The organism is Methanoregula sp., from assembly GCF_003170075.1.
In the GTDB taxonomy this organism is placed as follows: domain Archaea; phylum Halobacteriota; class Methanomicrobia; order Methanomicrobiales; family Methanospirillaceae; genus Methanoregula.
Genome location: NZ_PMZU01000052.1, coordinates 1 through 20,679 on the forward strand (window position 1 = coordinate 1; position 20,679 = coordinate 20,679).

Below are 20,679 nucleotides of genomic sequence, written 5' to 3' on the forward strand. Positions count from 1 at the left end.
CGCAATTCCTTAAAACAATGGTAAAATTTTGGATTTTTACCCGGGATATAATCATAAAAAAAAGATATGCGCGGGAGATTATTAAAATAAAAAAATGTGGCACGCCGTTATGATCCGACCATGATAGGGGTCTGCTTTTCAGGGGCTTTCTTCTGGATCGGCGGTTTTTGGGGCGGAGCAGAATGCACATGTTCTTTTGGTTTTTCTTCATGCCCGGTCAGGATCCTGTTCTGGTGTGCAAGTGCCGAAAGGATCTGCCGGCTCACTTCAAGGTTCTCCTTTGTGAGCGCTGCCATCTCGCCCATGATCTTTGTCTGTTCGGCGATCAGTGCCTGGATTTCGCGAGAGGTTATCGTGCCGGTTTCTGCCTGCGGCACGGCCTGCGGCCGTTTCTTTGCGAACTCGCTCCGGCGTTTCCAGATCTTACTGATACTGTCGAGACCTTTCTTCGTATTCGGGAAGACTTTGAGGTACTGCTCGTAAAATTCGTGACTGTCCCTGCACTTGAGGACGAGGTCGATCTCCGCCTCCTCGACTACCTGGTATTTGCGGCCTTGAGGTTTCTGCATAACTATCCCTTCCTAAGTCTACCATGCTTGAAAAAAAGAATTGTGGTTCACGCACCCACATGGCTCACCTAAACAGCGGCGACAGGGACCGGCATGTGGCAAAAAAAAATGGTTCATTTATTGTACGCCTTCCGGGTTTTTCGTCCCGTGGGACATGCCGGAGGGAGGCGAAAGGTAAAATGCGGTGGCTTTTTTGCACCCGGCCCCGTTGTCTTAACAGGAAATACAAACCGGCTTTCACTGTAAAGGTCAAAGACGGAACCGGTATGCACCAAGCTGGTCTGCAGGTTGTTAATTTTTTGATGCCACGTATGATAATATTACACCGATCATTTTCACCCTGCACACCGTCCGAATAAAAGGCTGGCGCCGCACTATCCTTTATGGCGTTTGAAGAGATTCTCGTTTATGTTGTCATCGCACTCGTGATCGGGTTTGCGCTCGGCTGGTTTTTTGTGAAAGCGCAGATCACCGCGATTGAGGCACGGTACCGGGCGGAACTTGAGCGGTGGAAAGTTGAGGCTGCCGGGGAGATCCGGAAAGATTCGGTGAACCGATCCCGTTCGACCCTGAAAGGAAAGATCGCCGAACAAATGGCACCCCTGCTCCCCTCATTCGGATATCTTTCTGCCGACGCCCGGTTCATCGGGTCGCCGGTCGATTATATCATCTTCGATGGCCTTTCGGCAGTTGCCGATGAGAAGGGTTCCAGCATTCGGATCGTGTTCATGGATGTGAAACACGGCAGCGCCACGCTCACCCGGACACAGCGGGTGATAAAAAAGGCCGTAGACGAACGGGCAGTCACGTGGCAAACCCTTCACCTTGCGGACGCATGAGCTCTGAAAAACCGGTTGGGATCGTGAAGACGGGTAAGCGTTTATTCTCACACCCTGGGTAGGGTATTCTATAAGGGAATGGCGGAGTGCCAGGGAGACAACCCAAATAGAGCGGGCCTCATCTATTTTCGCGTTTAATATGCGTGAATTTTTGGGTATACGCCGTCTATCCCCCCGGAAACCTTATAGCGGCAGGGGTTGATCCTGTGATATAATGGAAGATCTTACACTTACCGTCCAGAAACGTGCGTTTCCCAGCCAGGGACGCGCACGCATGAATGCGGCCACCCTTAAAAAAATCGGGGTTGATGAACGCGAAGACCTTGACGTGGGATCGACCGGAAAAGACCGCTGGATCACTGTTGCGGCATTCAGCGACTCGACGGTCGGCAAGGACACGATCCGGCTCTCTACTGAAGATATCGAAGCGCTTGGCGTTAAAGAAGGCACCGCTGTCAGCGTGAAAAAGGCGTTGCCGCTCTCCGATCAGGTTCGGGAGACCGCCCATGCAGCTGCCGGGCAGGTGACAGCTGGGATCGAGGGAATACGGGGCCGGATCTCCCAGACTTTCGAGCCGGTCGCCGCAAAGGCGCAGGTTGCAGTACAGGACGTATACAACCGGGTCTCAAAGGAACTTCCCACAAAAGACGATATCAGCAAGACGATTGATGCAGCGAAGAAAATGATCGCCCCGAACTTTGCTCCCGATGATGCAGGGGCGCTCCTTACCATGCTCTACGAGAATGGCGGAGCGATCCGGAGCGTCACAATCTCCCCGGAAAACAAACGACGGTTACAGCGCTTGGTCTGCCGTCAGGTGTTGCAGTCATTGCGTTCCGGCGCGGTGAAAGCGGGATCGTTGTTCCTGCCAATGACAGTACGGTCATGTCGGGTGACCAGCTCTTCCTGATCGGGGACGAGAACCTGCTTGACCTGGCCATCCAGAAACTCGGGGAATAACATGGAATGGTCCTTCTTCAGGACCGGTCAGCTCTTTTTTGGATCATCTTGGTCCTGTTTCATGGCGGTCATGGTTGTCGTGATCATTTGTACCTCGGCGATAAACAACCATTCAAGATCAAACTGGGGACTCTGGCACTAAAAAACGGACACTGATTCAAATCTGCCTGTTTTCACCCTCGACCGGAAAGCCCGGGGGCTATATGTTAAACAGGATCCGGTAAGGAATTCAAACGGTGTGTTGCCGGATAATCAGGTACACAAAAAAAGGTTAGTTGTAGGACCGGAAGGGAACGTACTGGTCGATGATCTTGACCTTGTCTCCCTGCGTGGTGTAAACCCAGACCTCAGCCCGGTCCTTGTTGCCGGTCGATCCTGCGAGGCTGACGGTTTTACCGACATAGAGTGGCTGTACCATCTTGTCGCTTTCCACCGTGCCATCGGATCGTGTGAGAGTAATATCGATTTCAGGGATTACATTCATACCCTTGCCGCCCCGGAAGGTAAGGATCACCTGCGGATTGATCGACTGCCCGTTGCTCGCAACTTGGACATCGACTGCCTGAGCACTTGGCAGTGTATCAGTCGGGCCGGGTGTGGTGGATGCAAGGGTAGTCGGTGCAGCCGTGGCTGTTTCCGTGGTTACCGGTACTTCTGTAGTCGGTGCAGCCGTCTGGGTCGGAGTTGCCTGCTGGGCTGCGGGCTGCGTGCAGCCGGCGACAAGGAGCAGAAACATCAGGAAAGCGATGCCGCCAAAGACAAATTTCATATTCATACAGGAGGTTTCGACCCGCGAGATATTTAGGATTGTGTGTGATACGGGGACCGTACCGGTTGCTGAATCGTGTTGGCAATAATCACGACGACCATGAGGGAAAGTGCAGAGACGGCAAGAAGCAGTCCGACAATATCCCTTTGGCAGGCTTTTTGTGTTCTCAAGGTAAAACAGCATGAGAAAGAGCGTGCCGCTGCTCGCGGGCCGGCAGGATGAGGTGACTGCTCATGATATGCGATCTTTTCGGGCTGATAAATGGGTTTTTTATTTGTATTTCCTAAAAAGGCAGGTTTATTCCCGCCTGCCCTGAGCCGGCTCAATTCCGGTGGGCTGACCCCGGATCGTGCGTTCCTTCATGATCGTGTAGACCTCTTCGGCGCAGTCACGCGGGACTTCGACAAAGGAGTAGGTATCGAGGATCCGGATCGCCCCGATGGATTTGCCGGGGATACCGGTCTCATTTGCGATTGCGCCCACGATATCCTTTGGAGCGACATTGTGGTCGCGGCCAAGGCCCAAGAAGAACCTTACCATGCCGGCCTCTGCCCCGGTATCGCCGAAATCTGCCATGGGCGCGCGTTCCTTCTTTGCTTCTGCATCCGGCTCCATGCGCAATTTCAGGAGCGCGGCGGCGATCTCAAGTGTCGTAAGTTCCCCCTCGCTCTCCTGTTCGACCATCCGGGCGTACGGTTCGATGCCGCCCTTCTGGACGATCTCGCGCACCTCTTCGAGGATCGTTTTTGTCTTTGACTCGACAACATCATTGGCGGTCGGGAGAGGTTTCCTTGGGATCTGGACTTTTATGTATTTCTGGATCTCGCGGAGCTTGGTAAAGTCCCGGGGCGTGACAAAGGTGATCGCCCGGCCGCTTTTCCCTGCCCGTCCTGTCCGGCCGATCCGGTGGACGTAGTACTCGACGTCCTGCGGGACATCGTAGTTGATCACAATGTCCACATCTTCGACATCTATCCCGCGTGCCGCTACGTCAGTTGCGATCAGGATGTCGATGGAGCCTTTCCGGAATCCGCCCATAACCCGGTCGCGCTGGGACTGTTTCATGTCACCGTGGAGTTCCTCGGCGCGGTAGCCCCGTGCCCGGACACGGCCGGCGAGATCTTCTGCACCTCTCTTTGTGTTGCAGAAGATGATCGCAAGATGCGGGTCGACGACATCGATCACCCGGCAGAGGGAGTCGAGCTTGTCCCGGTCCCGTACTTCGATATAGGATTGCTCTGTGGCGGGAACGGTAAGTTCCTGGTACTCGACCCGGACATACTCGGGCTTGTTCTGGAACCGCTTTGAAATTTCAAGAATGGGCTGGGGCATCGTCGCGGAGAAGAGGAGCGTCTGCCTCTTCTGGGGTACGCGTTTTAAGATGCGCTCAATGTCGTCCCGGAAACCCATGTCGAGCATCTGGTCGCCTTCGTCGAGGACCGCTATTGAGACATTGTCAAGTGAGAGGGTGCGGCGCTTGAGATGGTCCATCACGCGCCCGGGAGTGCCGATCACGATATGGACACCGTGGGCAAGGGCCCGGAGCTGGCGTTCGATGGGCTGGCCGCCATAGACCGGGAGGACGGAAATTTTTGGGAGGTAAGCGAGGAGGTGGGAGAATTCCTCGGCGATCTGGATGGCGAGTTCCCGGGTCGGGCACAGGACGATGGCCTGCACGACCCGCTGCGATGCGTCGATGCTTTCGATGATGGGGATGCCAAACGCTGATGTCTTGCCGGTGCCGGTCTGTGCCTGTGCGGTCACGTCACGGCCGGCCTGAATAAGGGGGATGGCGAGTGCCTGGATGGGAGTGGGCTCTTCAAAGCCCATATTTTCTATGGCTTTCGAGATCTCTTTTGAGAGTGAGAGATCGGAAAACTGCAACCTTGCGTTCATATCGCACGACTATTTGGCGCGTAGGCTCATAAGATGATTCCCCGGCAACCGACAGAAAACGAAAAACCCCTTGCGCTCCCCTTCCCTGCTGTCCTGCCAGACATGATGTGCCCTTCTTTACGGTATCTTCCGGCCTACTGACACTATTATGTACGTGGCGGTGCCATAGGGAATTATTACGGGAGTAAAAGACCATGAAAGTCATTGCATTCAACGGAAGCGCACGCAAGGACGGGAATACCGCGATGCTCGTGCAGATCTTGTTTAAGGAACTCGAAAAAAAAGGGATCAAGACCGAGTTTGTGCAGCTTGCCGGAAAGAAGATGCACGGGTGCACCGCGTGCATGAAATGCATGGAGAAGAAGGACCGCCGCTGTGTGATTGACGATTTCGCAAACGTGTGTATCGAAAAGATGGACGGGGCTGACGGTATTATCCTTGCTTCGCCGACGTATTTCTCGGATGTGACCGCTGAAATGAAAGCACTGATCGACCGGTCGGGTTTTGTTGCCATGGCAAACGACCACATGTTCCGGCGCAAGGTCGGGGCGGCGGTTGTGGCGGCACGCCGGGGCGGGGCGATCCACACGTTCGATACGATTAACCATTTCTTCTTCATCAGCCAGATGGTTGTGCCGGGCTCGAATTACTGGAATGTCGGGATAGGGCTTGCCCCCGGGGATGTGGAGAAGGATGAGGAGGGCCTTGCCACCATGAAAGTGCTGGGCGAGAACATGGCGTGGGTGATGAAGAAACTTAAGAAATAATCTATTTCTGTGCTTTTTTGGTTCCGGGGCAGGTACTTCGGAGAAGGCTGATGATCGGAGATGTGCAGGGGTGTGCTCCTGTAAAATCCCGGATAACACCCAAGTGTTCAGGGAGGGACCGGGGGAACACTACCCGTTTCATTCCCGGGGTTTACGCGTTCGAGGGCAAGTGCGGCCTGGTTGGCAAATGCGGTCAGGATACGGGACTGCTCGTATGCAATGACACCGTCTGCTTCTGCCGGTTGCACGCCCATGATTCCAAGTACTCCCAGTGAACTCTGGAGGGGGATGAACCGGAGCTTCGACCCGTGCAGTGTATCGGTATCGTATCCGGCAATGGTGCCGTGCGCAAAAGCCCAGGTGGCTACGGCAACATCATCTGCATCAAGGATAAGCCCCGGGCTCTTCGCATGCACCGCCAGACGGCCGTTTTCCGGAAGGAAAAATGCACTCTCCCACTGGAAGATTTCATGTATGTGCTGCGAAACAGCGTTCATAATTGTAGCAGCGTCCACAGCACCGGCAAGGTCCTGCGAGAGTGCATAGAGCGTACCTGTCTCCTTCTCGCGGATCTGCGCTGCATCTGCATTCCTGCGTGCCTGGGCGACAAGCAGGCTTATTACTGCACCAACAATTATCATGCCGATAAAGGTGATGAGATACTCTGTGTTGGAGATGCGGAAGGTAAAGTAAGGCGGCACAAAGAAGAAATTGAACGCAAGGACGCCGATAACCGAGGTAAAAATGGCGGGCCTGAGTCCCCGCTTGAATGCGATGACGACAACGGCAAGCAGGTAGAGCATCGCTACGTTGACCGGGGAAATAAAGGGGTGGATCAGCCAGCTCAGGATAGTGACCGCAACGACAAGAACTAGGCTGTCCACGTAATCCCGTGGCGGTGTGGCGGGTAGCAAGGGTTCCAGGTTTACCGGTTTTTCCGGCAGATCCTTACCGCTACTGATCACGTACACATCGATAAGCCCGCTGTTATGGATGAGCTGGTCGACTACCGAGCCAAAGACGAATTCCTGCCACCGGGGGCGCAGGGTTTTCCCTATAATGATCCGGGTCACGTTGTGCTGCCGTGCGTAATCAAGAACTGTGTTTGCCACGTTAATCCCGAACAAACTTGCGGTTGTTGCGCCCAGTTTTTCTGCAAGCTGGAGCGAGCGGTCGACCTGCTCTTTTGCTTTCTGCGAGAGCCGGTGATATGTAGGCGTTTCGACATAGATTGCACACCAGCGTGCATTGATCCGGTCGGCCTGCCGCCGGCCTGACCGTATCAGCCGCTCCGCAAGCGGGCCCGGACCGATGCAGACCAGCAGGTATTCGCCGACCGGCCAAGGGCCGGGAATCGAGCGTGTCTGCATATATGCAAGCATCTGGTTGTCGACGCGCTCTGCGGCCCGGCGCAGTGCGAGTTCGCGGAGGGCATAGATATTGCCTTCATTAAAGAACTGCTCGACCGCCCGGGCTGCCATGTCAGGTACGTACACTTTTCCCTCGCGGAGGCGCTGGAGAAGTTCGGGCGGCGCCAGATCGACAACCTCGATCTCGGAGGCCTCGTCTATCACCCGGTCAGGGATCTTCTCTTTCATGATGACGCCGGTGATCCGGGCCACTACATCGTTGAGGCTCTCGATGTGCTGGACGTTGAGCGTAGTATAAACGTCGATTCCCGCCGCGAGCAGTTCTTCTACGTCCTGGTACCGTTTCGGGTGCCGGGAACCGGGGGCGTTTGTGTGTGCGAGTTCGTCGACAAGCACAAGCTGCGGATGCGCGGCAAGGATTGCATCGAGATCCATCTCTGGAAGTTTTACGCCATGGTACTCGATCTGCCGGATGGGAATGGCAAGGAGTCCCTCCATGAGTGCCTCGGTCTCTCGCCTCCCGTGGTGCTCGACGTACCCGATCCTGACATCGATCCCCTCGTCTTTTCTGAGATGCGCTGCCATGAGCATCTCGTAGGTCTTCCCGACTCCCGCGATATATCCCAGAAAAATCTTGAGTTTGCCTCTCTTCTTCTGCAGCTCTTCTTTTTGTACACGTGCAAGAAGTGCATCAGGATCAGGGCGTTCGTCCGGACAACTATTGGGGGAGACCGGCATAGGTCAGGTTCACACTCCAAGGAAGATAAGTAACATATCGATGATCTTTATTCCGATGAAGGGGGCAATAAGCCCGCCGGCTCCGTAGATCAGGATGTTGGTTCTCAATGCCTCTTCTGCCGACATCGCACGGTATTTTACTCCCCGCAGGGCAAGCGGGATGAGCGCGACAATAATAAGCGCGTTGAAGATCACCGCGGCAAGGATCCCGTTGTGGAGGCCGAGGATATTGAGCGCGGCAAGCGACGGGTACGTGGAGGCAAATGCGACCGGGATAATGGCAAAATACTTGGCGATATCGTTTGCGATGGAGAACGTGGTCAGCGCCCCCCGGGTCATGAGGAGCTGTTTTCCGATCTCCACGATCTCGATGAGCTTTGTCGGGTTGGAATCGAGATCGATCATGTTCGCCGCTTCACGGGCCGGCTGGGTACCGGTATTCATGGCGACCGCAACATCTGCCTGCGCAAGCGCCGGGGCATCGTTGGTCCCGTCGCCGGTCATCGCCACCATCCGCCCACCGGCCTGGTACTCCCGGATGAGTTTGAGTTTGCTCTCGGGCGTTGCCTCGGCAAGGAAATCATCGACACCGGCTTCTGCGGCAATCGTTGCAGCGGTGAGTCGGTTATCCCCGGTGATCATGACGGTCTTGATGCCCATTTTTCTGAGCTGGACAAACCGGTCCTTGATTCCGCCTTTGACGATATCTTTTAAGTGGATGACGCCGAGAGCCTTCCCGTTCTGTGCGACAACAAGCGGAGTTCCTCCGGCCTGCGAGATGGTAGCGACGGCCTGCCTGAGTTCATCCGATACGGCGTTCCCGCTGCTTTCAATGTACCGGAAAATGGCATCTGCTGCGCCTTTCCGAATATGGAGTTCCCCTTGGTCGACACCGCTCATCCGGGTCTGGCTGGAAAACGGGACAAACTGCATCCCTGCTTCAGGCCCTGATGCGCCGACCGTCCGGCCGCGGAGACTGTACTTCTCTTTTGCGAGAACGACAATGCTGCGGCCTTCGGGGGTTTCATCAGCGAGCGATGCCAGTTGTGCGATCCCCGCAAGTTCCTCGATCGTCGTCCCGTCCACCGGGATAAATTCGACCGCCTGCCGGTTCCCGAGTGTGATCGTGCCGGTCTTGTCGAGCAGAAGGACGTCCACGTCCCCGGCAGCCTCGATCGCACGGCCCGATGTCGTGATCACGTTCCTCTGGATCAGCCGATCCATGCCAGCAATGCCGATCGCAGAGAGGAGCCCACCGATGGTCGTTGGCGCGAGACAGACAAAGAGCGCAACGAGCACCGTTATGCTGACCGTTGTCCCGGCCCCGGCGGACTGGACGCTGTACGCGGAGAACGCAGAGAGGGTCGCTGCCACCACGATGAAGATGGAGGTCAGGCCGAGCAGCAAGATATTGAGTGCGATCTCGTTGGGTGTCTTCTGGCGCTTGGCGCCCTCGATGAGACAGATCATGCGGTCGAGGAACCCTTCCCCGGGGTTTGCACTCACACAGACGATCAACCAGTCGGAAAGGATGACTGTTCCACCGGTGACTGCACTCCGGTCCCCGCCGGATTCACGAATGACCGGGGCGCTCTCGCCGGTGATGGCGCTCTCATTGACCGATGCGATGCCTTCGAGTATTTCGCCGTCGACGGGGATCGTGTCGCCGGCCTTTACGTAGAACAGGTCGGACTTGTGCAGCACTGATGATGACACCTGCTCGAAGTCAGTGTCCTGTGGCTCGCTGCCCTTTGTAATCTTGTACCGGTCGCGAAGACGTTTTGCGATCGTGTCCTGCCGCATCTTCCGGAGGGATTCGGCCTGCGCCTTCCCCCGGCCTTCCGCCAGCGCCTCTGCAAAGTTTGCAAAGAGTACGGTGAACCAGAGCCACGCGGAGATGGCACCGATAAACCCGGCCGGTGCCTCCCCGGCGCCGACGAGCGCCTGGAGATACAGCAGGGTCGTTATCGCGCTGCCGACTTCGACGGTAAACATGACCGGGTTATGGATAAGCGTCCGCGGATCGAGTTTGATGAGTGCATCCACTACCGCACGCTTGTAGAGCCCCGGAATGGCCGGGATACCCTTGCGGGAGTTTTCCACATCAGACATGGATCAACCCCCCTGCAGCCATGCCCATGTATTCCGCGATGGGACCAAGCGAGAGCGCCGGGAGGAAACTGAGCGCCCCGATAACGATGATGACAAAAACCAGCCATAGGATAAACAGCGGCCGGTGATCAGAGAGTGTTCCTTCACCGGAAGGAACGATCTTTTTTGCAACGAGCGACCCTGCGAGCGCCAAGGTCAGGACGATAACCGCATAGCGTCCGATAAGCATTGCAATCGCTGTCGTGATATTATAGAACAGGCTGTCAGCTGATAGCCCGGCAAAGGCGCTGCCATTGTTCTGGGCAGCGGAGGTGTAGGCGTACAGGATCTCGGAGAATCCATGCGGTCCCGGGTTGAAAACGCCTGACTGACCTGCGGTCGTAAGCACGGCAAGAGATGTGAATGCAAGGATGAGGATGATAGGAATAAGGATGATGATCGTCGCCATCTTCATCTCGTACTGCTCGATCTTCTTGCCGTAGAGTTCCGGTGTCCGCCCGACCATGAGGCCGGCAATAAACATGGCGATGATGGCAAAGACGAGCATGCCGTAGAGGCCCGAGCCGACGCCGCCAAAGACCACCTCGCCAAGCTGCATGTCAAAGAGCATCACACCCCCGGCAAGCGGCATGAAGGAATCATGCATCGCATTGACCGCACCGCATGAGGTGACCGTTGTTACGACCGCAAAGAGGGCGGAGGGGACGATCCCGAACCTGACCTCCTTTCCTTCCATGTTGCCACCTGATTGCAGGTGCGAGGGGGTCTGGTCGATTCCAAGCGGTGCAAGGACCGGGTTGCCAGCCTCTTCTGACCAGATGGCAAGGCCAAGGAGCGGCAAAAAGATCAGGCTCATCGCAAGGATGAGGGCCACACCCTTCCGGCGCGACCCAATCATGCCCCCGAACATGAGACAGAGTGCAGCCGGGATGATGATGATCGCAAATGTCTCGACAAAGTTCGAGAACGGTGTCGGATTTTCTAAGGGATGCGCCGAGTTGGCATTATAGAATCCGCCGCCGTTTGTGCCGAGGTGCTTGATGGCGACCTGCGAGGCGACGGGCCCAAGCGGGATCGTCTGATTTGTGACAAGAGCGCCGGTACTGTCTTTTACCGGGTCAAGGAGCGGGACCGTGACTGCCCCGGAGAATGTCTGGGGCATTCCCTGAGATACAAATACAAGCGAGAGCACCAGGCAGATGGGAATCAGGATCAGGGTGCTTTTCACAAGAAGCGACCAGAAGTTTCCGATCGTTGTCCCGGATTTTCGGGTGAACGCGTAAATGAGCGCGACAAGAACCGCAAGAGCGACCGCGGCCGAGAGGAAATTCTGGACGGCCAGGCCCACCATCTGGGTGAAGTAACTCATGGTGACTTCGGGGACATAGGCCTGCCAGTTGGTGTTTGTTGCAAAACTTACTGCCGTGTTAAGCGAGAGGTCCCAGGGGACGGCACCAAGGCCGGCCGGGTTAAGGGGCAGGTGCTGCTGGAGGAGTTCGAGGAAAAAGACGACCGCGATGCAGGGGATGGTAAAGACCATGACTGCTACCGCAAACTGCTTCCAGTCCATCTCCTCCCCGGAGTCGACGCCGCTTATGGCAAGGATCTTCTGTTCGATCCGGTCGAAAACCGGGGAGAAGAAGTTCGGCTTGCCGGTAAAGACCTTTGCCATCCACGAACCCAGCGGTACGCAAAGGAGTGCAACAAGGCCGATGAAGAGGAGAACTTGGATCCAGTCTGCCATCCTCATGCCAAAGACCTGATCGGGGGGACCGTTAAGGGAATAGGCGTTTGATCCGGTGGATTGCGGCACGGAGATCCTGTGGGCACTCATGTCATCGAGCGCGAGGTTTAAGGAGAGGACGTTTACCCGGGGCTCCCCGAAAATCCCGAACTGGCGGGGCTCGATCTGCGCTGCGACGAGTGCGGAAACGTCGGATTCCGTCAGGTTGCGTTCCCGGGCGACGCGGGGTACCTGGTAGTATGCGGCGGCCACCGAGATGTCCGGGTCAAGGCCGCTGCCGGAGGCAGTGACGAGATCGACCGGGATCTCCTGCGTGTTGCCGGGATCAGCCGCGTGGAGGGCATCCACCCGGAATTTGACCTGCTGCACGAGCGCGGGGTTATTCGGCCCGAGATTGGATCCTGAAGATGCACCGGCATTGTACGGCACTGGTGATGTCGCGGACAGACGACCCCAGAAATACTGCGGCGATGAGAACGGTTGTCCGATCTGCGATGATCCGGCCACCGTGCCGTTATGGATAATAAGATCCCCGTTTGCCTGGACCGGGAAGACGACCTGTGCGATACCGGTGACAACAAGAGGGTAAACAATACCCAAGCAAAGCGTAAGCAGGAAAAAGATCAGTGCCGCAGGTTTCGCCTGTTTTTTGATCAGGGATCCGATCGATTCGGTAGCCATGAGATGACCGCCTCACGCGTGTCCCATCAGGATTTTTCCGGCCCGGGAGTTTCGCATGTACCAGCGTTCGAGAGTGATAGTATAAATGTTCTCTCCGGCAGTATTATTCTACTGGGGACGTCAGATCGTACCATTTGTTTATTATTCACATCGGCAGGTTTTGTATCATGGAATTCGTGTTCCATGTATTTATTATAAAAATCAAGCGGGCGCACAGAAACGTGTTTTAGTAGAGTGCCGGCAGTCTTTGAAAGAATTAAAAAAGTGCCGGACACAGAGAAGATCGCTATCCTTTGTACCGGGTGTACCGGAAGAGCGGCATACCGTTGATGTGCAGCGAATCATCCGAGGAATCATAGATCCAGAGCGTGGTATTTCCTGTCCTGGAATCTGCGACATATTGTCCCGGTTCGGTCTTTGTCCAGTTCCCCTGTTCGACCTGCTCCCCGCGTTCAAGGTAATACGTGGAATAATAGTAGGTCTGGTTCTCAAAGAAGATCATGTGGAAATCGGTCTGGGGCGGCTCACCCCCTACCCACTGGCCGACCACCGGGTCCGGTGATGACCCTATCCAGTGGAAGCCCGGTATCTGGATACATCCCGCGGCAAGTACTGATGCCAGTACGCACACCAGAATACCTATGGGAAACAGAAGACCGGCACGCATAATAGCTGATAATCCCCGGCCGATCTGATGAAATTTTCGCTAGTAAAACAGGTATTTATTCCGGTCATTGTGGCATTCCGGCTGGTTCACCTGGGATTTGTCGGTTCTCTGCATCGCCAAGATCTCCCGCATCAGCCAGAGATTGGCAGGAGTCCGGGGTGGTCCTGCCCCTGCCGACCCGGGGGACAGGGGGATATCCCCCCATCAAAACGGGGAGACCCCCACATCTCCTACCCTTAAACTCAGGAGCCACCCCCCTCCATCAGTCAAAGGGGTGGGGGTACCTCCTCTCGACTTCACTTGGCCGGCCATCGTTTCCCGAGGAGTTCATGCGGTAACCGCACCACTCGAAATTTTCAGGATGGGGGGTAGTACCCCCTCCCACACCACAAGGAGGGGGTACCCCCCAAAGGCCTTTTGGATCGAACCTACCCCCCCTCTTCTGTACAAAATGGGGGGGGTGCCACCCTGATGCTTGGGAGGCCGGTCCCCCAAATGTGGAACAGGTATTAGTATTGGTCAGGAATGAGGCAACGCGTACGCAATGAACGGGATTTGGGAGGCAAGGGATTCTGATCCGTCCCTGCTTCCTATTTTTCATTGGTTCGAAAATCTGTTACTGATCCGTGGCGGGGGCGCTCCTTCGGGGCGGCGGCACCATCACTTTTGAGTCTATCGCTTTTGGGGGCTCCGGCTTTCACCTCCGCCGCTGTGGTATCTCCGGTGATGCGATGGTGTCTCAGATAGTTGAGATGGGGTTTTCTGCAAAGGCATGTTTAATAAATACCTTACACCTCCACTGTCATCCCGTCCTCCGATACTACGAGCCCCGGGCACTCCGCCTCAAACTGTGTTTTTAAGGCCCGGCGTTCCTCAATGGTCTTGTACACCTCCGCCCCGAAATGCATCAGCGCGAGGCGCTTTGCCTTTGCCGTTTTTGCGATGTGGATCGCGTCCTCCGGGTTGAGGTGCGGCCAGCCGGGGCTTTTCTGCCCGGGTTTCAACCCGCACTCGGTGATAAGAAGATCTGCGCCGCGTGCGAGCGTGATCGCATTGTCGCAGACTCCTGTATCCGTGCAGTAGGTGATCACCTTCCCATCAAGCTCGAACCGGAAGCCCCGGCAGGGAACTGGGTGGACGAGCGGCAGGCATGTGACCTTAAAGGGGAGTTCATGGGGGCCGTCCGCAAGTTCGGTCACGGTCACCGCGAAGGGGACGTGTTCAAGTGGCACAGTGTAGGGCTCGCGGACAAGTCCTGCAAGATCCGCTGTGGTGCCGACCTGTCCGCAAATGGTCAGGCCCTTCCTGAACCGGAACTTCACCAAAGTGTGAAGCCCTTCGGTGTGGTCGAGGTGGAAATGGCTGAGAAAAAGAAAGACCGGCTTGTCCTGCGAGATGTACCGGTCGGCCTTGGCGATGCCGTTTCCCGCGTCGAGAATAATATCGTAGTTCCGTGCAGAGATCAGCGCCGAGACCGTGTTTCCCGTGGTGGAATCGTACCAGCCGTTTGTTCCAAGGAAGGTAACCTGCATACCCGTAAATTGGCCCTCTTCCCTCTTCAAGGTGCAGGAACCCTCTGTCCCGGTATACTCGAATGTGCAGGATTTTTATGATGCCGGGTTGATGAAGCCATGACGATATCTAGATCGGATGCGTGAACCATGAAAAACGTCCTGTGTTTAACTCTGTGTGCAGCCCTGCTCTTCGTTGCAACCTGTGTGATCCCGGGCAGTGCGGTTGTCCTCCAGGTTACTGTCAAAGGAACAGTGGCAGATGTCTCACTTGCGAATAACACCCTGACCATTTCAGATCCTGAGCAGTACGGCTGCGATTACGGATCAGGCATATCTGCCCCGGTCTGTTCATGGACGCCGCTGAACACCTCAACGCTCACCGGCACCGTCCCGGACGCAGCGGCGCTCCCGGTGTTTGCCAAAGCTGATCAGGTCGTCGCGGTGAGCCTTGGCGGGACCGGCGGAACCTGGATCGCGCTTGCAAAACTGTACGGTTCCGGTGCCAGTGCAGATTATGCGATCGATGAAGTCGGCGATATCGGGAGCCTCCCGACCGCGCTCATCGGAGACTATGCCATTACTGCCACCACGACCCCGGACTGTTCAGCATGCACCGGGACGACCTGCACGGCCACAGGTTCGAATGTGACGATCACCAGCGGCACAATGACCGTCGCACAAAAGACTCTTGTCTCGGGGGAGTCGCTCTTTTTCAATGGCAGGAATGATGCCTCAAGCGTTAATGTCACTTTTATGAAAGGTGAGGCCTTATCGGAGTCGTGCCCCGGTTACGCCGGTCTTATCGGTGGGATCCAGCCGGTCTCCGATTATATCGTCCATGTGGTTCCCCCGATTGGCACCAGCGTGACTGCCACCCATATAACTGACGAATCGGCCGCCTCCCCGGCATCGACGCCATCGTCCTTATCCGGATCGGCAGCAGTCACAACTACGCCAAAATCCTCCCTGCCTTTTGCCGGGCTTTGCGTTCTCGGCCTTAGTATTGCCGTCATTGCAGTTCAGCGCCGCAGGGACTAACATACCTCTTAAAAAAATCTCTTGTTTACGGGATCGATCACAACCTCCATGTACCCGAACGCCGCAATGGTGATCTGATACAAGAATGATTCCCCTCCCGGAGTGTGGCCACTCATGGCACAGGTAAAAGTCGGTGTCCATGTCTCGATCGCTGGTTTGCTCGATCTTGCGGTCGACCGGGCAAAGGACGCCGGCTGTGATGTCTTCCAGATGTTTACCCGTAACCCCCGGGGCTGGGGGTACAAGCCGTTGGCCGATGACGACTGCACCCTTTTCCGGCAGAAAATAAAAACGACCGGTCTTCTCCCGGTCGATCACATGCCCTACCTCCCCAACCTTGCCTCGCCCAAACCCGAGGTCTGGGACAAGTCTGTCCAGACTATCGGGGCAGAGCTCGACCGGTGCGGGCGGCTTGGCATCCCCTACCTTGTTACCCACCTCGGCCACCATCTCGGCGATGGGATCGCGGGTGGCAGAGCCCGGGTGATAAAAGCAGTGAACATGGCACTCGCAGCGTCCGATAATGACGTGATGCTGCTCCTTGAAAATACCGCAGGGGAGAAAAACAGCGTGGGCAGTAGTTTCGAGCATATCCACGCAATCATCGAAGGGATCGAAAAACCCAACCAGATCGGCATCTGCTTTGATACCTGCCACGCGTTTGCCGCAGGTTATGAGCTGCGGACCGAAGATGGCCTCGCCGCTACCCTTGCACAGCTGGATGAGACAGTTGGCATTGATCGGTTAAAGGTGATCCATGTTAACGATACCAAGGGGGATCTTGGAAGCGGCCTTGACCGGCACGAACATATCGGCATGGGGTTCATCGGAGAGGACGGGTTCCGGCGCATCTTCCATAACCCGGTCTTTGCACGCCTTCCGCTTATCTGCGAAACACCCGTGGACGAACGGCGGGACGACTGGGGCAATATCAGAAAAGTCCGCGAACTTGCGGCATAAAAAAATTATCAAAATATGATCCCTAAACGGGAGACCAGTGTATCTCTATTGTAACACTTTCTTCTTCCCGGGAGGGTAACGGTCCGGGGGACGTGCATGAATGTCATACGTATAGAATACAATATGGCAGGTAATGTTGGATTTTTTGGGCCATATATTTATTGTTCCGGGCAATCGCAATCTCTTTGAATCACCGAGTCCCAGCCCGGAATTTTACCCGGGCAATCTCTTCTCCGTGAGTCGGTTCGCGCGGCCTGTGATCCTCCCACGCCCTTATTATAGTGTACTCCCAATAGTTTCTGCACGAAAGCGATATTTGACGGCACTTCGGTGCTGACCGGGAGGGACGGGAGGACGCTCTACGACCAGAGTGGATACGGACGTCCTGAAGGGGAGGGGATACGGCTTGCGCCGCAGGAAGCCCTGTACCTGCTCCACCGCCAGAAGATCGAGATCCCGGGCTATACGTTCGATACGTTGCTTGCCGAATGTGCCGATCAGCGCAATTTCCTGCGCAGTTTCCTTGTCTACCGCGACCTGCGCGAGCGAGGGTATGTTGTCCAGAACGGGCCCCACGATTACCGGGTCTTCCGGCGCGGCGAAAAACCGGGCACGGGGGAGTCACTCTACCTTGTCCGGGTCCTTTCGGAGCGTGATCCGATCCGCTTTACAAAACTGATCGAAGAAGTGGTCACTTCAAGGAATATGCGCAAGCAATATGTCCTTGCCGTCGTTGATGATGAGGATGAACTCACCTACTACGAGATCAAGCTCCAGAAACTGGTGGATGCCGGTGTACCACAGCCTGCGATCGCCCCAAAAGAAACGATCCTTGTAGGGAAATCCGCCATGGTCCGGGTGCCGCCGCAGTCCGATCTCGAAAAGGCAGGGTTTGGGAAACGTCTCGACGACGAACGGCTCATGATCTCGCCCTTTGAACTCCTCTACCTCATGGATGCCGGCATCCTCCATGTAAAAAAGGATGGCACCCAAATCACCCCCAAAGAGTATTTTGCGTTTGCCTCGGACTCCGACCCGGAACTTAGTAGTAAGGACAAAGTCTATACCGAACTGCGCCGGCACGATTTCATTCCCCGGACCGGCTATAAGTTCGGCCACCACTTCCGGGTGTACTGCGGCAAGAACGTGCACTCCGATCTTCTGGTACACGCAATTGAAAAAGAGGCAGTCATGCCCATGAGTGTCATCTCCCGCTCGGTCAGAATGGCGCACAGTGTCAAAAAGAAGATGTTGTTTGGCTGTGTACATACTACCGGTATACAGTTCGTCGAATTCGCGCGGATCAAGTTATAACGGTAGAGCGTTTACATCATGACAGAACCGCAGATCAATCCCTGGTCAAGTACACCCTCTCTCGATGTCGAGAAAACGTTTGCCGAGTTCGGCATCGACCCGATTGCACCGGTGCTTAAGGAACTTCCCGAGATCCCGTACTTCATGCGCCGGGGCATCGTGGTCGGACAACGTGATTACCTCCCGATCGCCCGTGCGATCCGGAACCACACACCGTTTCATCTTTTAACCGGGTTTATGCCGAGCGGCCACCCGCACCTCGGGCACCTGATGCTCATGCGTGAAATAGTCTGGCATGTGCAGCAGGGCGCAAACGGGTACGTGACGATCGCAGACCGGGAAGCCTATGCGGTCAGGGGCCTGTCATGGGAAAAATGCAGGGAGTACGGGAAGGAGTATCTCTCCTGCCTGTTTGCTCTTGGTTTTGAAGGGGAGACGTACTTCCAGAGTAAAAACGAGCGGCTCAAGGATCTCGCGTTTGAAGCAGCGACGAAGGTCAACTTCTCCGAACTTACGGCGATCTACGGATTTACACCAGAAACAGCGCTCGCCCACGCAGACAGCGTGATCACGCAGGTGGCAGATATCCTGTACCCGCAGGTCGACCGGGAACCGGCGCCAACGCTTGTCCCGGTGGGGATCGACCAGGACCCCCATATCCGGCTCACCCGGGGGATCGCCCACAAGTTCCGGATGTTCACAGTCGAGGAACGCGACGGGTATATCAGCGTGCGCTCGAAGAACGCACCAGATGCAGCGCTCGATGCGGTGAAAAAGGCGTTCCCGCACGCGAAGAAATACGAGGGTCACGTGGATATCAAAGGCGCCGGATGTTTCGATGTGAGTGCACGGGTGCGGGAGATCGAGCGTTCCTGCGGCGGCTATGCGTTCTACACGCCCTCGTCTACCTATCACGTTTTCCTCCCGGGACTGACCGGCGGCAAGATGTCGTCAAGCATCCCGGAAAGCCTGATCTCGTTCTACGAGCCTGAGGCAGCGGTGAGAAAGAAAGTGATGAGCGCCCTTACCGGTGGCAGGATGACGCTTGAAGAGCAGAAACGGCTTGGCGGCGAACCGGAGAAATGCACGATTTACCTTCTCAACATGTTCCACATGGTAACCGATGATGCGCAACTTGCTGAGATCCACCGTAAGTGCAAAGCCGGGGAGATCACCTGCGGGCAGTGCAAGAAGGAGACGGCGGAACGGGTCATGGCGTTCTTAAAGGACTTCAAGGAGAAGATGGACGTGGCAGCTGAAACGATCGAGGTGTGAGTGCAAAATGGCGGAATTGACGTTAAACGAGAAGAGGCTGCTTGCCGCGCTGAAAGGAAAGGCCGGGAAGGTTGTTGACGTCCCGCAACTTGCGGCGGCAATGGAAGCGACACCCGAGGCGGTCGTGCAGTGGGCGTACCTTGCGATGGACAAGGGACTCGTGCATCTCGATCGCATTGTCGATAAAGCGTTTGTATATACTGATGAAGGAACCGCGTACCGGACAGCGGGCCTCCCCGAAACCCAGCTGCTTCGGGCAATCGGCGGAGCGGGTACTCCCCTTGCGGATCTCCAGAAGCACCCGGCGTTTAAGATCGGATTCGGCCAGCTCAGAAAAAAAGGCTTGATCGCTGTTAAGGATGGTGTTGTCACACCGTCTGCCGGCGCTTCCACCGCGGACGATGAAGTGGCGCTTGCAAACCCTAGAGCCGCCGGTGCCCGGGCAAAGGAACTCATCAAGCGCAAACTTCTCACAGAAACCGAATCCGTCCGCCACACGGTTACGCTCACTCCTGCCGGTGCCTCTCTTGCAGCGCAAGGCCTTGACCTCAAAGAAGAGATCGGCACCCTCACCCGCGATCAGATCCTCTCCGGCGCGTGGAAAAACGCGAACCTGCGCAGATACGACATCCATAAATTGCCAAAGACCGTTTATCCGGGAAAATCCCACCCATACCAACGACTTATTGATGAGATGCGACAGATCCTCCTCGAAATGGGATTTGCCGAGATGCACGGAGGGATTGTCCAGAGCGCGTTCTGGAACTTCGACGCTCTCTTCCAGCCTCAGGACCACCCGGCCCGGGAGATGCAGGACACATTCTATCTCAAAGAGGAGGCGCCGCTGCCGGAGGGATGGGAACGTCTCCGCGACATGCACGAACACGGCGGGGAAACATCCTCAACCGGCTGGGGCGGGAAGTGGAATCCCGATAAGGCAAAACAGTGCGTGCTCCGGACCCACACGACCAGTCTCTCTATCCAGTATCTTGTCAACCACCCGGAGCCACCGGTCAAGGCGTTCTGCATCGGCAGAGTGTACCGCCGTGAAGCAATCGATCCCACTCACACGCCAGAGTTCGAGCAGCTCGAAGGAATCGTGATGGATGAGGGCGTGACGTTCCGCCACCTGCTCGGGTTCTTAAAAGAATTCTACCAGCGGATGGGCTTTGAGGATGTGCGGTTCCGTCCCGGATTTTTTCCATACACGGAACCTTCTGTCGAGCCCGAGATCTATGTCAACGGCCTTGGCTGGGTTGAGATGGGCGGGGCCGGTGTTTTCCGTCAGGAAGTCACCGCACCCTGGGGTGTTACGTATCCTGTGCTCGCGTGGGGTCTTGGCGTGAGCCGGGTCGCGATGTTCAGGCTCGGCCTAAAGGATCTCCGCCAGTTATACCAGAGCGATCTCGAATGGATAAGAAACAGCCCTGTCCATGCCCCGGCAAAAGTCGGGCGGAGGGCGTAAC

The 20,679-nt window shown here is 56.1% G+C and carries 16 protein-coding genes; 8 read left to right on the top strand and 8 right to left on the bottom strand.

Annotated elements, in window-relative coordinates; all coding sequences use genetic code 11:
- Positions 1–107 precede the first annotated feature (107 nt).
- The gene (locus QZN75_RS06620; protein WP_292426387.1) at positions 108–569 is read right to left on the bottom strand and encodes a hypothetical protein; all 462 of its coding nucleotides are present in this window, start codon (positions 567–569) and stop codon (positions 108–110) included.
- A gap of 383 nt (positions 570–952) precedes the next feature.
- Between QZN75_RS06620 and QZN75_RS06625 the strand changes: the two genes are divergently transcribed.
- Together QZN75_RS06625 and QZN75_RS09985 are read left to right on the top strand one after the other, a co-directional pair.
- Entirely contained in the window at positions 953–1,408 is a 456-nt protein-coding gene (locus QZN75_RS06625) for a Holliday junction resolvase-like protein (RefSeq protein ID WP_292426389.1), read from the top strand.
- An 828-nt stretch (positions 1,409–2,236) separates the two neighbouring features.
- The gene (locus tag QZN75_RS09985; RefSeq protein WP_366652806.1) at positions 2,237–2,368 is read left to right on the top strand and encodes a hypothetical protein; all 132 of its coding nucleotides are present in this window, start codon (positions 2,237–2,239) and stop codon (positions 2,366–2,368) included.
- A gap of 271 nt (positions 2,369–2,639) precedes the next feature.
- Here QZN75_RS09985 and QZN75_RS06635 read toward each other — a convergent pair whose 3' ends face one another.
- Positions 2,640–3,143 carry a hypothetical protein gene (locus QZN75_RS06635; protein ID WP_292426393.1) on the bottom strand — a complete coding sequence of 168 codons (504 nt, stop codon included), beginning with the start codon at positions 3,141–3,143 and terminating at the stop codon, positions 2,640–2,642.
- Between the two features lie 291 nt (positions 3,144–3,434).
- Entirely contained in the window at positions 3,435–5,033 is a 1,599-nt protein-coding gene (locus QZN75_RS06640) for a DEAD/DEAH box helicase (protein ID WP_292426396.1), read from the bottom strand.
- Positions 5,034–5,227: 194 nt separating this feature from the next.
- On the opposite strand from QZN75_RS06640, the gene QZN75_RS06645 reads away from it, so the two are divergent.
- Positions 5,228–5,800 (top strand): flavodoxin family protein, encoded by a 573-nt coding sequence (locus tag QZN75_RS06645; protein ID WP_292426398.1) that lies wholly within the window; start codon positions 5,228–5,230, stop codon positions 5,798–5,800.
- Positions 5,801–5,907: 107 nt separating this feature from the next.
- Here QZN75_RS06645 and QZN75_RS06650 read toward each other — a convergent pair whose 3' ends face one another.
- The 5 genes from QZN75_RS06650 to QZN75_RS06670 form a co-directional block, all read right to left on the bottom strand.
- Positions 5,908–7,908, bottom strand: a complete 2,001-nt coding sequence (locus tag QZN75_RS06650) for a sensor histidine kinase KdpD (RefSeq protein WP_292426403.1) — start codon at positions 7,906–7,908, stop codon at positions 5,908–5,910.
- Positions 7,909–7,917: 9 nt separating this feature from the next.
- Positions 7,918–10,020, bottom strand: a complete 2,103-nt coding sequence (gene kdpB / locus QZN75_RS06655; protein WP_292426405.1) for a potassium-transporting ATPase subunit KdpB — start codon at positions 10,018–10,020, stop codon at positions 7,918–7,920.
- Positions 10,013–12,445, bottom strand: coding sequence for a potassium-transporting ATPase subunit KdpA (gene kdpA, locus QZN75_RS06660; RefSeq protein ID WP_292426409.1), 2,433 nt, complete (start codon positions 12,443–12,445; stop codon positions 10,013–10,015). The genes kdpB and kdpA overlap by 8 nt, the downstream gene beginning before the upstream one ends.
- A 286-nt stretch (positions 12,446–12,731) precedes the next feature.
- Positions 12,732–13,112 (bottom strand): hypothetical protein, encoded by a 381-nt coding sequence (locus QZN75_RS06665; RefSeq protein ID WP_292426412.1) that lies wholly within the window; start codon positions 13,110–13,112, stop codon positions 12,732–12,734.
- Positions 13,113–13,900: 788 nt separating this feature from the next.
- A complete protein-coding gene (locus QZN75_RS06670; protein WP_292426415.1) occupies positions 13,901–14,644 on the bottom strand; it encodes an MBL fold metallo-hydrolase in 744 nt (247 codons plus the stop codon).
- A gap of 129 nt (positions 14,645–14,773) precedes the next feature.
- Between QZN75_RS06670 and QZN75_RS06675 the strand changes: the two genes are divergently transcribed.
- The 5 genes from QZN75_RS06675 to QZN75_RS06695 all read left to right on the top strand — a co-directional run bounded on the left by QZN75_RS06675 (position 14,774) and on the right by QZN75_RS06695 (position 20,678).
- Entirely contained in the window at positions 14,774–15,664 is an 891-nt protein-coding gene (locus QZN75_RS06675; protein WP_292426418.1) for a hypothetical protein, read from the top strand.
- 114 nt (positions 15,665–15,778) lie between these two features.
- A complete protein-coding gene (locus QZN75_RS06680; protein ID WP_292426421.1) occupies positions 15,779–16,624 on the top strand; it encodes a deoxyribonuclease IV in 846 nt (281 codons plus the stop codon).
- Positions 16,625–16,954: 330 nt separating this feature from the next.
- On the top strand, positions 16,955–17,938 hold the full coding sequence (endA, locus tag QZN75_RS06685) for a tRNA-intron lyase (RefSeq protein WP_292426424.1): 984 nt from the start codon (positions 16,955–16,957) through the stop codon (positions 17,936–17,938).
- A gap of 18 nt (positions 17,939–17,956) precedes the next feature.
- Positions 17,957–19,213, top strand: a complete 1,257-nt coding sequence (locus QZN75_RS06690; protein ID WP_292426427.1) for a tryptophan--tRNA ligase — start codon at positions 17,957–17,959, stop codon at positions 19,211–19,213.
- 7 nt (positions 19,214–19,220) lie between these two features.
- Positions 19,221–20,678 carry a phenylalanine--tRNA ligase subunit alpha gene (locus QZN75_RS06695; protein ID WP_292426430.1) on the top strand — a complete coding sequence of 486 codons (1,458 nt, stop codon included), beginning with the start codon at positions 19,221–19,223 and terminating at the stop codon, positions 20,676–20,678.
- The last annotated feature ends 1 nt before the right edge of the window (position 20,679 follow it).

Coding starts and splice junctions, on each gene's coding strand:
- QZN75_RS06635 (WP_292426393.1), bottom strand. CDS start 3,143: ATGAATATGAAATTTGTCTTTGGCGGCATCGCTTTCCTGATGTTTCTG.
- QZN75_RS06620 (WP_292426387.1), bottom strand. CDS start 569: ATGCAGAAACCTCAAGGCCGCAAATACCAGGTAGTCGAGGAGGCGGAG.
- QZN75_RS06675 (WP_292426418.1), top strand. CDS start 14,774: ATGAAAAACGTCCTGTGTTTAACTCTGTGTGCAGCCCTGCTCTTCGTT.
- kdpA (WP_292426409.1), bottom strand. CDS start 12,445: ATGGCTACCGAATCGATCGGATCCCTGATCAAAAAACAGGCGAAACCT.
- QZN75_RS06680 (WP_292426421.1), top strand. CDS start 15,779: ATGGCACAGGTAAAAGTCGGTGTCCATGTCTCGATCGCTGGTTTGCTC.
- kdpB (WP_292426405.1), bottom strand. CDS start 10,020: ATGTCTGATGTGGAAAACTCCCGCAAGGGTATCCCGGCCATTCCGGGG.
- QZN75_RS06670 (WP_292426415.1), bottom strand. CDS start 14,644: ATGCAGGTTACCTTCCTTGGAACAAACGGCTGGTACGATTCCACCACG.
- QZN75_RS06645 (WP_292426398.1), top strand. CDS start 5,228: ATGAAAGTCATTGCATTCAACGGAAGCGCACGCAAGGACGGGAATACC.
- QZN75_RS06690 (WP_292426427.1), top strand. CDS start 17,957: ATGACAGAACCGCAGATCAATCCCTGGTCAAGTACACCCTCTCTCGAT.
- QZN75_RS06695 (WP_292426430.1), top strand. CDS start 19,221: ATGGCGGAATTGACGTTAAACGAGAAGAGGCTGCTTGCCGCGCTGAAA.
- QZN75_RS06640 (WP_292426396.1), bottom strand. CDS start 5,033: ATGAACGCAAGGTTGCAGTTTTCCGATCTCTCACTCTCAAAAGAGATC.
- QZN75_RS06665 (WP_292426412.1), bottom strand. CDS start 13,112: ATGCGTGCCGGTCTTCTGTTTCCCATAGGTATTCTGGTGTGCGTACTG.
- QZN75_RS06625 (WP_292426389.1), top strand. CDS start 953: ATGGCGTTTGAAGAGATTCTCGTTTATGTTGTCATCGCACTCGTGATC.
- QZN75_RS06650 (WP_292426403.1), bottom strand. CDS start 7,908: ATGCCGGTCTCCCCCAATAGTTGTCCGGACGAACGCCCTGATCCTGAT.